Source organism: Paenibacillus lautus (assembly GCF_050482385.1).
In the GTDB taxonomy this organism is placed as follows: Bacteria; Bacillota; Bacilli; order Paenibacillales; family Paenibacillaceae; genus Paenibacillus_AQ; species Paenibacillus_AQ lautus_B.
On sequence record NZ_JBCNHV010000003.1, the window covers coordinates 252618 to 264988 of the forward strand.

Below are 12371 nucleotides of genomic sequence, written 5' to 3' on the forward strand. Positions count from 1 at the left end.
TATGGATCCATTTCGGAGAAAATCGCCGGAGGAAATCTTAAGGTCGATTGCGAAGCTCCATCATGGAAGGCTCAAGGTATATATCGGGGCTGTTAGCGGTTCGGGAAAAACCTATCATATGCTCCGCGAAGGACAGACTCTGAGGCTGCAAGGCATCGATGTCGTCATATGTGCCGTATCCACGATGCAGCGTCCGGAAACGGTGGAGCAGGTCCGGAATCTGGAGCGGGTGCCCAGCATTCATTGGGTGGAGGACGGCGTAGAGAAGAAGGATCTTGATCTGGATCTGCTGGTGCAGCGCAACCCGGAGGTGGTGCTTGTTGATGGGCTTGCCCATCGGAACCGGAAGGGAGCGCGGCATGCCACGCGGCTGGATGACATCCGATTCCTGTTAAGCCGGGGGATCAGCGTCATCACGACGGTCAACGTGTATGAACTGGAGGACCTGCAGGGCATTGCCTCCAAGCTGACGGGCATTAAAGCCAGCCATACGGTACCGGCCGATACGCTGGAGAGCGCCGATGAGGTGGTGCTCATTGACGTAACACCCGAAACGATGCTGGAACGGGCACAGGATGGCCTGCTTGGAGGCGGCAGCGTATGGAAGCAGGGCAATCTGGCCGTGCTTCGGGAGTTGACGCTCCGTCTTGTTGCTGAAGGAGTGAGCCATTCGCTTGAGCGGTACCGCAAGGAACAGGGGCTCGTCGGTCCATCGGGAGCCCTTGAGCGAATCCTGGTGTCCACCCAGTACCATTGGAATGGGTCCATCTATATGCGGCGCGGGCAGCAGATCGCGAAGCGATTGAACGGCGAACTATTGGCCATCACGTTTGTGAAACCGGGATTAGAGCTTACCAAAGAACAGGCTGCCTTTAAGCGTTCCATGGTTAAGCTAGCGGTGCGGATCGGTGCCGAGCTGGAGGAACTGCCCCTCCGTTCCCGGAGGAAGCTGGCTGACGTGCTTGTTCAGTATGCACTGGAGCACCATGTTACACGCATTGTTCTTGGCCATTCGAAGCAGACACGCATGCAAGAGCTGTGGCAGGGCTCGATCCTTCAGGATCTGCTGAAGAAAACGCGCGGGATGGATATTTTTATAGTGGCGGATCGGGCGGCACATAACGGGGAGCGAATCATCCAGGCTCGGCTCCATCCGCAGCGGCTCCCTTCCGAATCGTTCCATCGCTTGAATGAACAAGAGTTGGACCGGAAGATGGAGCAGGTCAAGCGAGGGCGGTTTAAAGTCTATATCGGGGCTGCCCCGGGTGTGGGCAAGACGTATGCGATGCTGCGCGAAGGTAACGATCTGCTGAAGAAGGGATTGACGGTTCTGGCCGGATTGCTGGAGACGCACGGCCGGATGGATACGTTGTCCCAGGTAGGTGATCTCGAGGTTCTTCCGCGAAAAGTGATGGCATACCAGGGATCACGCCTTGAGGAGATGGATACCGCCGAGATCATTCGCCGCAGGCCGGACGTGGTTCTTGTGGATGAGCTGGCGCATACGAATGTGCCCGGAAGCAAGCACAAGAAACGGTTTGAAGACGTGCTGGATATTTTGTCGGCCGGCATCTCTGTCATTACAACCGTGAATGTGCAGCATCTGGAGAGCTTGAATGATGCCGTCGAGCAAATGATCGGTGTTCGTGTCCGCGAGACGGTGCCAGACCATATTCTGCAATTGGCCGATGAGGTTCAGCTCATCGACGTGACGCCGGAGTCGCTGCGGCAGCGAATGAAGGACGGGAAAATCTATGCGCCGGAGAAAATACCGCAGGCGCTTGGCCATTTTTTTAAGACGGGAAACCTCATTGCTTTAAGAGAGCTTGCCTTGAGAGAAATCGCGGATGATGTGGACGAGAGGCTGGAGTCATGGCAGCGCAGCAGCTCGCTGCGAGGACCGTGGCGGCGCGAGGAGGTTATCTATGTCATAGTCGGCAGCGGCCCACAGGCTGAGCGGCTCATTCGCCGCGGCTTCCGAATCGCTCATCGGCTGAAGGCTGCCTGGTATGTGGCATTCCCTCTGGAACGTCATCACAGTCTGTCCCTTGACGACGAGAAACGCCTGACGGCGCTTCAGACGTTAACGGAACGCCTAGGGGGAACGTTCACCGTGTTGTCATTAAAAAGGGGGCCAGCCCGCGCCCATTCTTCTCAATGGGTCGCAGCAGCAGATGCGGTCAAGGCCACCCAGTTGATTATCGGACAGCCGCAGATGACCGGATGGAAGCTGTACGCTCAGCGGAAAATGATCCGGGGCCTGCTACGAAGCGCAAGGCATATGGATGTGCTCGTGGTTTCGGATTACGATCCGCACGTTTGATGGTTGAAGCGCAGGGAATGCTTGGAGAGGAACGGTGACGCAGGAGATTTGGACACGCAGAAAATGCAGGAAACGCAGGAATCGCGGATAACACAACATTCCGGAAAACAAGAACACAGAGAACCCAACAAATGCGGAATATTACGAAAGGGGCTGTACCAAAAGTAAGTTGGTTCACTCGAATAACAGCTTGATTGGTGAAAAAACAAGGGGAATAAAAGAATGGCGGTGCCAGGGAGGTCATCCCTGCACCGCCATTTCTGTACCTCAATCCGCAAATATTCTGTAATGGATTTGATTCCGTTCCGTCAAAAAGTAGGCGGAGTAGAAACGGCTATTAGCAGCGTTTCGCCTTCCCAGATATTTTTATAACTATGGGGGATTCTGGCGTCATAATAGATGCTGTCCCCTTCTTCAAGCCTATAACGTTCATTGCCCAGCACAAACTCCAAACGCCCGGAGTGAACAAATAGAAATTCCTCGCCATCACTATGGCCGACGCTGACGTTGCCGTAAGCTGCTCCTTCCTCCAGCACTCCCCATATCGGCCCCATTTTGTTGCTGCTCCCTTGGCTGAGCGCGTACCAGGTAATGCGGGAACCTTCGGAATGCACCAAAGGTTTACGCTCATTTTTTCTAACGACTATGCTTCGATTCTCCTCACCGAACAAATCCGTAAAATTCACGTTTAGTGCATTCGCTATGCGCTTCAGAACACTGATGGACGGATTCGCCTTATCGCGTTCAATTTCACTGAGAAAAGATAAGGATACAGAGGCTGCTTGAGCTACCTTCTTGAGCGTTAATTTCTGTTTTTTTCGCGTGTTTCGAATGGTTTCACCGATCGAATTCATTTGCTAGCCTCCTGAATTTCGAAATTATTTCGCTGACAGCGAAATTTACTACTTTATAATAGGTGTAAATATGAGCAATATCAAGCTCTTTTACTAGCGTGGAATTACGGTGTAAAAACGTTGATTTGTCGCTATTATTGGACTACTATTTAATCAAGGTTGACGAACGAATTTTACCCGGGTATTACAGATTGTTCATTCTCAACAGAATAATTTTCATTTACAGCGAAATTTTTGATGGTTACGAGACACGAACCACATGATGGCAACGGAATGCCGTTCCTTGTTATTCGGATTCATAGAAACGTGTCAGAAGGACGAAAGGGGCATAAAGAATGACTAATAAAATTCCCAAGGTCTATCAAGTAGGTGATGTTACCGTTACACGTGTTACGGAGATGATGCTTGACGGTATTCCGCCAGAAGTGTATTTTGCGGGATCGTGGGACCCCAAGTTCCTGGAGGAGAACCGGAACTTTCTTCCGGCTGGCCTGATCGATGGCAATTCTCAGCTTATCGTTAGCATTGGAACATGGGTGGTGAAAACCCCGAAGCATACGATCCTTATCGATACGGCTACAGGAAACGATAAAAATCTGCCTTTAAATCCGGATCTCGCCAATCTCAAGCTCCCTTATCTCGAGCGGTTGAAAGAGGCAGGAGTTACACCGGAGGAAGTCGATTACGTTCTGCTGACGCATCTGCACGTGGACCATGTCGGTTGGAATACGAAGCTCGTTGACGGAAAATGGGTACCAACGTTTCCAAATGCCAAATACGTATTTCCCCTCGCGGAACAACAATATTACTCGAGTGAGGCCAGCCACAACAAAGCAAACGAAGCAAACTTTAACGTTTACGAAGAAAGCGTATTGCCTGTTGTTGAAGCCGGCTTAACGCAAACGATTAGCCCTAAGGGCGGGGAATTTCTTGATATGTTCACATTCATTCCGACGCCCGGCCACAGTATCGGCCAAATGTCCATCCGTCTTAAAACTGGTGGAGAAGAAGCTTTATTTGGCGCCGATGTGATGCACCATCCGTTCCAGGTTTTTAATCCCGAATGGAATTCCATGTACTGCGAATTTACCGATCAAGCCCGAGTTTCACGGCTCCGGGTGCTGGAGAACATCGCGGATCGTCCAGTCATTTATTTCAGCACGCATTTTCCGGAAAGCGCGGCGGGGTACGTGACTCGAAGCGGGGACGGATACAAGTGGGACTTTATTTAATACAACCTGACACAAACACAATACGAAAGGCGCTGAGCATATGACAACCCATAATTTTCTTAATGATGTAAATATCGTGACGGAAGACCTTCGTATCCCAAGCGATACACCCGGAATCGAACTTTATGTGCGAAATAAACGGCCGGCTTCCATGAATACCTTCTCTAACGAAAAAACCATCGTGATGGTTCATGGTGCTACCTATCCAATTGGCAGTCTGTACGATGTGGAGCTGGATGGCTTCACCTTTCTGGACTATCTTGCCAGCCATGGCTATGACGTGTACGCCGTGGACGTTCGCGGCTACGGCGGCTCGACAAGACCGCCTGAGATGGAGCAGCCTGCCGACCTTAATCCACCGCTTGTCCGTACGGAAACAGGGGTCCGAGATTTTGGCACAGCCGTGGACTATGTTCTGAAACACCGGAATTTAACGAAGGTTAATGTTCTGGGCATGTCTTGGGGAGGAACGGTTGCGGGGGCTTATACCAGTCAAAACAACGATAAGGTAACCAAGCTTACGCTTGTCGCTCCGCAATGGCTGAGCTCCAAACCGGTTCCGATCGATACCGGAGGTCCGCTTGGTTCGTATCGCCTTGTTGCTGTCGGCAGCACGAAGGAACGCTGGCTAAGCGCCGCACCGGAACATAAACGCGGCGATCTGATTCCGGATGGCTGGTTTGAACAATGGGTCAACGCCACTCTTGCTTCTGACCCGGGGAGCCAAACCGATCATCCTGAGCATATCCGGGCGACCAACGGCCCTATCCTGGATATCCGCGAATACTGGACGGCTGGGAAAGCTTTCTATGATCCTAAGAATATCACGGTTCCCGTCCTTCTTGTCCATGCGGAGTGGGATATCGATGTGCCCCTTGAATTGGCTCAGAATTTCTTCACTTCCCTGACAGGAGCTGCCTATCGCCGCTGGGTCGAAATCGGAGAAGGAACGCACATGGTTTTGCTGGAGAAAAACAGGCTTCAGGCTTTTCAAGCCATCTGCGATTTCTTGGATGAAACGTACGCGCCAGCGAAGTAAATATGCCACTCCAAGAGCGGATATTCATTTTATCGCTTGCCTAATTTAGAGGTCCGCGGCATTGTCGCCTCGGGCCCTTTATTCACCGAATTTACAAAAGACGGAGAGGAATTTAATACAATGAGCCACACCGCGATAACAACAACGAAAGCACCTACAGCTATCGGTCCATATTCGCAAGCCATCGCTTTTGGAGATGCCATCTATACGTCGGGCATGCTTCCGATTGATGCTGAAGGAAATCTCAAAGAAGGCATCGTGGACCAAACCCATCAAATATTAAAGAACCTGCGGGCTGTCTTAGCGAAGGCTGGATTTTCTTTGGAAGACGTTGTAAAAACATCCGTTTTCATGACGGATTTAGAGCAATTTCAACAGATGAATGAAGCGTACAGCCAATATTTCATTGATTATCACCCTGCCAGAACAACCGTGGAAGTGTCCAGACTACCAAGAGATGCTGGGATTGAAATTGAGCTTATCGCAGTTAAACGCATGTAAATCTGCCCCATTATTCGTATTTCTTTGAAAGAAGGCGCATCTGCTTGCGATCTTATTTGCTTCTCTTGTTTTGTGCAACACTTTACGGGAGCAATTTCGTAGTAGGCTCGCTGCTACTGCAAGCATTTCCCGCCTTGCATCTGTCGGCATACCGGCTTATGGTTTCAGCGGTGTTCCTGCTTATATATTTGATTGCAACCCATCGCTTGACGAAGATTACGTCCCGCGACTCCGTGTATTTGGTGCCATTCGCTCTTATCGGGATGCTGCTGCACCAAGTTTCTTTCTTTACGGGACTTCGGACAACGGACGCAACGACGGCTTCGCTCATCTTATCGTTAGCTCCGATTTTCACAGCGCTTTTTGCCCGCTTATTTTTAAGGGAACCGTTTACGATACGTATGACCGCAGGCTCGATTGTTGCCCTTGCCGGCGTCTTCTTCGTTGTTGGATATGGCGGAAGTTTAAGCATTGCCATCACCGAAGGCATCTGGATCATGTTTATCTGTATGTTGGCATTATCGGGGTCTATTATCCTAATGAAAAAGCTGACGGAACGTATGGACCCGTTTGTCGCAACCGTGTACACCACAGTGCTGGGGTGTATTACCGTATACCCGGTAGCGGTCTGGAGGGAGCCTCACGTGCAGGTGGAGCCTGGCTTCTGGTGGTGGGTTCTCTTAATCGGATCAGCGCTGCTTATTCAAGGTTTATGCGCGATCATCTGGAATGCACAGATTCGCAAGGTAGGGGCTGCTAAAGCCTCCCTGTTTCTGAATTTACAGCCGTTTGTCGCCATGGTTTTAGGTTATATCACGCTCGGCACCCCGGTTTCCTTAACGCAAGTGGGAGGATCTGTTCTAATTATTTGCGGCGTAGTTCTAGCTACCTTACAGAGGCACAAAACAAGGAAAACGCCTGACGATAAGCTGGAATTATCCCCTGTTGAGAGGTAATGGCCTGTTCTTTAAAATTTATCCGTTACTTGTGGACGTTTTAGCTTAAAGGGCCTATCGAAAATGAGCCTTGAGGTCGGGTGGCTTTCGCTTGCCCACAATTTGCTCAAGAAGGCGGCAATGACCAAAATACAGAAATGGTGGTGCCAGGGATGACCTCCCTGGCACCACCATTCTTTTATCTATTTCACCAATCAAGTTGTCTTATCGAGTGAACAAACTTACTGCTTCGAGGCTTGTCCTGTTATTCGCCCGACAATGTGCGGTCGCCGGTCAAATATTTCTCGGTTAAGATGGAGAGCAGGCGAATACCGACTTCATTCTCTCCGCCTTCGGGAATGATCAGGTCGGCGTATTTCTTGGAGGGTTCGATGAACGCCTCATGCATCGGCTTGACGGTTGTCAGATACTGATTGTGGATCGACTGAATCGTCCGGCCGCGGTCCTCGATATCGCGTACAACCCGGCGAAGCAGGCGTACATCGGGATCGGTGTCCACAAACACTTTAATGTGAAGCAGCTTGCGCAGATTCTCATCGGACAGCACGTGAAGGCCTTCAATGATGACGATGTTGTTCGGCTTCAGTTCGAGGGTCTGATCCGTGAAACGGGCATGAGCGGTAAAATCATACACCGGTGCGAATGCGGGTTGTCCGCTTTTCAAAATGCCGAGATGTTCGACGAGCAGCTCGTTATCAAAAGCGAACGGGTGATCATAGTTAATCGCTTCGCGTTCCTCGAAGCTGAGCTCCTTATGATCCTTGTAATAGTTATCCTGCGAAATAAAAGTCACTTTATCTGAACCAAGACGGTCAATGACGGAGCGGGCAACCGTCGTTTTGCCCGATCCGGTGCCGCCGGCGATACCAATTATGAGCATGGCGAATCCATAACCCTCCCTAGAGTTTGCAATTTTATTATTGTAGCACAGCATGCGCTTATTTTCACTATGGGGGCATAGGACAAAAGATGGGATTTCCCGTATGTTCTTATTCTTACCACGGAATAGCGAACCGAATCTGTATGTCTTATCATAGAGGATAGATTAACCATTGAATTTTTTACGGAGGGATGATCATGCATTATACGGCAATTTACCCATGCAAGCCCGCTATATACATCCAGCAGGAAGAGCATCGGGGGAGCGTCGATTGGGACCGTTATGAAGCGGTGGCCCTAAGCGATACTGTGACCGGGCTTGCTACAAAGGAAGCGACCGAGGTTCGCGCCTGCTGGAGCTCCGAATACTTTTATGTACGGTTTGTTTGCCAGGATTCCCATATCGTATCGGAGTATCAGCATCGGGATGATCCGCTGTATGAACAGGATGTCGTGGAACTGTTTATCGACGAAGCAGGAACGGGTTTGGAATATATCGAGCTTGAGGTAAGTCCGAACAATATTATATTTGACGCCCTGATCCAAAGCGACGGACATAAGTCAATCGCAAGCAGCGATATAAAGTGGGATTTTGCCGGTCTTCAGACCTCGGTAGAGCATGACGGCAAGGGAAATTTGGTTTATGAAATTTGCATTCCGGCTGCGAACTTCAAGAATCCGCCGCAAGCGGGACGAAGCTGGAACGTGAATTTTTACCGCATTGATGAGGACACCCAAGGAAACCGGGAGTATCAGGCATGGAGCCCGACCGGCGAGGTGAATTACCATATTCCTTCGCGTTTTGGGAAGCTGGAGTTTGTTGATGTCATTTAGCATGGATGGCTTATATGGACCGGGCAGCTTTCGCTCTCCCATTATCTCGGTCATATTTTCATTGGATTGGGACTGCTGGAGACGATCGGGTATTTGAATCATGGCAATCTGGGCTTTGCGGTTGCTTACGGCTGCGGTTACTTTGTGATGGCTGTCATCTTCTCTTGGGCATGGAGAAAGCGAGTGAAGCGAGGTCCCATGGAGCTGCTTATGCGAAAATGGTGTTAACTCTCCGGTAGGAGAGCGAGAGCGGGCTATCTCTATCCCGCTTATCCCTAGGATCGAATGAACTGATTCCGGCATGAAATAGCTGCGCTTCAGCAGCCATAAATATCCTGGGGTGTTTTCATAAAAGAACCAAAACCAACATCTCAACAGGGATTTTGTCCCTTTTTTTGCATGCCGCAGGACATGTTGTTTTCGTTGCAGCGTTCTATATACTTTTAGTAAAGGGAAGCACCCCGCTTGGAGTAAGTGGACATGTAATAAACGGAGGTTATTGTATGAACGCTGTCATTGATGGACTGATGCTCGAGCTGGAGCAGCAGTTGGAGGAGAAGGTCGCCGAAGATCTTCGGGATCTGCTGGAGGAATATAAACAATTGGAGGGGGCTGCTCCTGACCAGTTGCAGCTTTTCGAAGCGGAGTTCGGGATCACGTTACCGCCGGACTTTCGTTCGTTTTACAGTAAGAAGAACGGCAGCGGATACGGGTTTCACGTGCTCTATCCCGGTAACGAAGGGGATGGGGAATACACACCGTTTTATCTGATGAACCTGGATGAGATGAAGGAGGTCAAATCTTATTTCTGCGAGCGGGATGAACTGCTGGATGCGTATTACAGTTCGGAGGAAATACAGCAGCTGGATCCGAAGATTAAACCGTATCTGTTTCACAAGGCTTGGTATCCGTTTGCCACGATGGCAGGCGGGTCGCTGTATCTAATGCTGGATTTCGATCCGGCGGAGCTGGGAACATCCGGGCAGGTCATCATGTACGTGCATGATCCTGACTTTGTGTATTATATCGCGCCTTCCTTCACGGAGCTGCTTCAGGCGTCCAATCGCAATCTGCGCACCGACATTGAAGAGGTGGACTACTGATGGAACGCCAGAAAGCGCTCTTGATGCTTACATACGATGTCGTTGTGCGTGATAATCAGAAGAAGAACTAGCGAGGGGAGGTGACAGCATGAAAGGCAGGTGGGTCCTCTGGGGAGTGATCATACTGGTGGGAGCCACGCTGTTGATACCCGGCTATTTTATTGCGCGCACGTATGGGCTTTTTCAGAATGAGGTGGTCCTGACCAAATACCAGCTGGCCGTTGATGTGGATGGTGAACAAGTGGATGCTTGGCCGCTGCTGGCCGGCTTCGCCGCAACCGATAAGCAAGAGGAACTTCGTCCGTTGTACTACAGGTTGGAAGGGTCGGACCTCAACATGCTGTATCAATTGGCATACGGGCAGTTCGAGGTGGAGGTTTCGGAGGATAATCCTTTCTTGGCAGGGCGGGTCCAGTATGACCGTCTGGAGAGTGACTATATCGAGACGCGAAGAGAGTATGTGAACGCAAAGGATTACCGGCAGGACATGATCTTTTATAATGACCATAAAGAGCCCATATTTACATACGATCCGGACGCCAAAGCGGATGGGAATATGGTGAAAGAGATTATCACCGCAGGCATGACGCGTTCCAACGGCCGAGGAGGATCGGGAGTCGTAAAGGATAAGTATCTGAATGTCACCCGATTGTTCGAGGAGAAGCTGGGCATTAGCATGCGGGTTCAGGTGGATAAGGAACGCAGGCTGGCTACGATCCATATGGAGCGGCCTAAATAGAATACAGATATCCAAAAAGCGAGGTGCTATACATATGTTGCATACAAAAATGACCCAAGAGGTGGACCTCACGATCTCGCACCATCAGATACAAGTCCGCTCACGGGATTTTGATGAGGATTTGTGCCAATGGGGAGAAACCAATATCAAGCAGGGCGTTGTCATTCATCCCGGTTATCTCACCTTTGATCCCATCCCTGATGATGCTTTCGGCGCCTGGGTGAAACTGGCCTTGAAAGAGACGTTCATCGAAGATCCGAACGCGCAGCGGCGGATGGTCGTGCCGTTTGACGTTCTCGATCCCGAGAAGCTGGAGTTGTTGTCCGTCATGTCGGACGCCGTTATTGAGCTTCCGCTGCAAAAGGGGCAATACGCACTGTATTTTGAGATTTGCGAGGATGAAGAAGTGTATTATCGTTTCACTTTTGTACATATGGGAGAAAGGATTCATGCCCGGTATCTGATGGATGATGAATGGGGCGGCAAGGCTGGAGAGGTTTTGTTGGAGGGGTATTGTTAACGGCATGCTGCACTGTAACGAGGGTACGGAAGGCCTTGTTAAGATACGTCCTTAGCTTAACATGAAATAAGAAGAGGCCGTCTCCGTGTTGGAGAGGGCCTCTTTTTACCGCATACTGTGCTGTCCCTGCTTTGAAAGATGGTGTGCAGGAGGCACAGACTTTGAATGGAGTGGATCTATTATTTTGCAGCGGTCACCGTAATCTGGCCATGCTTGCTTTGATCTGCCTTCAGGTTCAGAACGTCTGTCAGGAAAGCAAGCGGAACATAGATGTGGCCTTTTTTCATTACAGGAGCCGAGCCCAGCGAACGTAGGGCCATTTTACCCAAAGTGTATGCATCCTTGTTCAGCTTCACTGCGCTCCAGACAGCTCCCTTGGAGATTTCTGTGGTTTTGCTCTTGCCGTTCCACTTGACATTGAATTGCAGCTGGCGCAGCACGGATACCTGAACCATGATCTTGCCGTTTTTATCTTTGTAATAAGCGCCTGATTTCACTACGGCTGCAGCAGGCTTTTTGTCTGATCCTTTACCCGGCAGCTTTACGGCAAATTCCGGTGTACCTGTGGATCCAGGGGCGATGCTGTATTTTTGGAATACGATATAGGCTTTTCCGTCCGCGACATAGAAGGATTGCTCCGCGTCTATGCCTTGAAATCCGCCTTCGTTCGCGAAGTATTGGTCCTGATCCGCGGCAATCGCCGTTTTGACCGCCTTATCCACGATAGATTTGTAATCCTTGCCGAACAGGTCTTCAAGCGTCACGCGCTGGGCTTCGGCTTCGTTCGTGAAGTTGTACGTATCCACGCGGGGATCGCCATTGTTCATTCCGATGCCTTCGGTGATGACCTTAAGGGAGATCAAGCTGTCGTTTTTACCATCCGATGTGAGCTCATAAGTAATGGTCAGCTGATAAGGGTGCATGGTATAGCCGTTCTTTTGTGCCTCTGCAGCAGCTTCCGCCGCTTCTTTCTCCCATTTGTCCATATCCTTGAAAGCATGGGATTCGATAATGTCATTCAATTGGTCTTGATATTTGGTGTCAGTCAGACCTTGGAATACAGGGATCTTAATATTGGTTTCCAACCATTTTTCCTTGGATTGCAGTGTTTTGGATGTTACCAGTTGCGGGGCAACGGTTGAAGCGGCCACCCGATTCGTGCTCGCTGCGGCTTTGGTTTCGGCATGGACATGAGCGGATGGCAGACCCGAAGCGGATATCATCAGGATGCCCGCTAATCCGGCAGCCGCCAGGGCTTTAGTTATTGGGGTTGTTGTTTTCATTGTTTTTTTCATTATATATTACCTCCAGGTTTATGGTTTGATATCTACAATTTGTGAGTTGCAACGGAGAAGGCAGAATCGTTCTGGAGAAGCGAAGCGGTCCCCTTT

Annotated in this window: 13 protein-coding genes; 10 read left to right on the plus strand and 3 right to left on the minus strand. The window is 50.2% G+C overall.

Annotated elements, in window-relative coordinates; genetic code table 11:
* Nucleotide 1: 1 nt before the first annotated feature.
* Entirely contained in the window at nt 2-2323 is a 2322-nt protein-coding gene (locus ABEW73_RS06585) for a histidine kinase (RefSeq protein WP_430163041.1), read from the plus strand.
* Between the two features lie 308 nt (nt 2324-2631).
* On the opposite strand, the gene ABEW73_RS06590 is transcribed toward ABEW73_RS06585, so the two are convergent.
* Nucleotides 2632-3177, minus strand: a complete 546-nt coding sequence (locus ABEW73_RS06590; protein WP_430162645.1) for a helix-turn-helix domain-containing protein — start codon at nt 3175-3177, stop codon at nt 2632-2634.
* 335 nt (nt 3178-3512) lie between these two features.
* Between ABEW73_RS06590 and ABEW73_RS06595 the strand changes: the two genes are divergently transcribed.
* The 4 genes from ABEW73_RS06595 to ABEW73_RS06610 all read left to right on the plus strand — a co-directional run bounded on the left by ABEW73_RS06595 (nt 3513) and on the right by ABEW73_RS06610 (nt 6905).
* Entirely contained in the window at nt 3513-4409 is an 897-nt protein-coding gene (locus tag ABEW73_RS06595) for an MBL fold metallo-hydrolase (protein WP_430162647.1), read from the plus strand.
* A 40-nt stretch (nt 4410-4449) separates the two neighbouring features.
* On the plus strand, nt 4450-5448 hold the full coding sequence (locus ABEW73_RS06600) for an alpha/beta hydrolase (protein ID WP_430162649.1): 999 nt from the start codon (nt 4450-4452) through the stop codon (nt 5446-5448).
* Between the two features lie 120 nt (nt 5449-5568).
* Nucleotides 5569-5949, plus strand: coding sequence for a Rid family detoxifying hydrolase (locus ABEW73_RS06605; RefSeq protein WP_430162651.1), 381 nt, complete (start codon nt 5569-5571; stop codon nt 5947-5949).
* Nucleotides 5950-5993: 44 nt separating this feature from the next.
* A complete protein-coding gene (locus ABEW73_RS06610; protein WP_430162653.1) occupies nt 5994-6905 on the plus strand; it encodes a DMT family transporter in 912 nt (303 codons plus the stop codon).
* 244 nt (nt 6906-7149) lie between these two features.
* Here the strand turns inward: ABEW73_RS06610 and udk are convergent, their stop codons facing one another.
* Nucleotides 7150-7785: a uridine kinase gene (gene udk / locus ABEW73_RS06615; protein WP_076322433.1), complete on the minus strand. Its 636-nt coding sequence runs from the start codon at nt 7783-7785 to the stop codon at nt 7150-7152.
* Between the two features lie 197 nt (nt 7786-7982).
* Between udk and ABEW73_RS06620 the strand changes: the two genes are divergently transcribed.
* The 5 genes from ABEW73_RS06620 (at nt 7983) to comJ (ending at nt 10980) form a co-directional block, all read left to right on the plus strand.
* Nucleotides 7983-8618: a carbohydrate-binding family 9-like protein gene (locus ABEW73_RS06620; protein ID WP_430162655.1), complete on the plus strand. Its 636-nt coding sequence runs from the start codon at nt 7983-7985 to the stop codon at nt 8616-8618.
* A gap of 12 nt (nt 8619-8630) precedes the next feature.
* Complete coding sequence (locus ABEW73_RS06625; RefSeq protein ID WP_430163044.1) at nt 8631-8846, plus strand: DUF418 domain-containing protein; 216 nt, start codon at nt 8631-8633, stop codon at nt 8844-8846.
* Nucleotides 8847-9121: 275 nt separating this feature from the next.
* Nucleotides 9122-9721, plus strand: coding sequence for an SMI1/KNR4 family protein (locus ABEW73_RS06630; protein WP_430162657.1), 600 nt, complete (start codon nt 9122-9124; stop codon nt 9719-9721).
* Nucleotides 9722-9809: 88 nt separating this feature from the next.
* Complete coding sequence (locus ABEW73_RS06635; RefSeq protein ID WP_430162659.1) at nt 9810-10460, plus strand: hypothetical protein; 651 nt, start codon at nt 9810-9812, stop codon at nt 10458-10460.
* A gap of 34 nt (nt 10461-10494) precedes the next feature.
* Complete coding sequence (gene comJ / locus ABEW73_RS06640; RefSeq protein WP_430162661.1) at nt 10495-10980, plus strand: competence protein ComJ; 486 nt, start codon at nt 10495-10497, stop codon at nt 10978-10980.
* Between the two features lie 179 nt (nt 10981-11159).
* Here the strand turns inward: comJ and ABEW73_RS06645 are convergent, their stop codons facing one another.
* The gene (locus tag ABEW73_RS06645) at nt 11160-12275 is read right to left on the minus strand and encodes a DUF3298 domain-containing protein (protein ID WP_430162663.1); all 1116 of its coding nucleotides are present in this window, start codon (nt 12273-12275) and stop codon (nt 11160-11162) included.
* Nucleotides 12276-12371 lie beyond the last annotated feature (96 nt).

Coding starts and splice junctions, on each gene's coding strand:
- ABEW73_RS06585 (WP_430163041.1), top strand. CDS start 2: ATGGATCCATTTCGGAGAAAATCGCCGGAGGAAATCTTAAGGTCGATT.
- ABEW73_RS06590 (WP_430162645.1), bottom strand. CDS start 3,177: ATGAATTCGATCGGTGAAACCATTCGAAACACGCGAAAAAAACAGAAA.
- ABEW73_RS06595 (WP_430162647.1), top strand. CDS start 3,513: ATGACTAATAAAATTCCCAAGGTCTATCAAGTAGGTGATGTTACCGTT.
- ABEW73_RS06600 (WP_430162649.1), top strand. CDS start 4,450: ATGACAACCCATAATTTTCTTAATGATGTAAATATCGTGACGGAAGAC.
- ABEW73_RS06605 (WP_430162651.1), top strand. CDS start 5,569: ATGAGCCACACCGCGATAACAACAACGAAAGCACCTACAGCTATCGGT.
- udk (WP_076322433.1), bottom strand. CDS start 7,785: ATGCTCATAATTGGTATCGCCGGCGGCACCGGATCGGGCAAAACGACG.
- ABEW73_RS06620 (WP_430162655.1), top strand. CDS start 7,983: ATGCATTATACGGCAATTTACCCATGCAAGCCCGCTATATACATCCAG.
- ABEW73_RS06630 (WP_430162657.1), top strand. CDS start 9,122: ATGAACGCTGTCATTGATGGACTGATGCTCGAGCTGGAGCAGCAGTTG.
- ABEW73_RS06635 (WP_430162659.1), top strand. CDS start 9,810: ATGAAAGGCAGGTGGGTCCTCTGGGGAGTGATCATACTGGTGGGAGCC.
- comJ (WP_430162661.1), top strand. CDS start 10,495: ATGTTGCATACAAAAATGACCCAAGAGGTGGACCTCACGATCTCGCAC.
- ABEW73_RS06645 (WP_430162663.1), bottom strand. CDS start 12,275: ATGAAAAAAACAATGAAAACAACAACCCCAATAACTAAAGCCCTGGCG.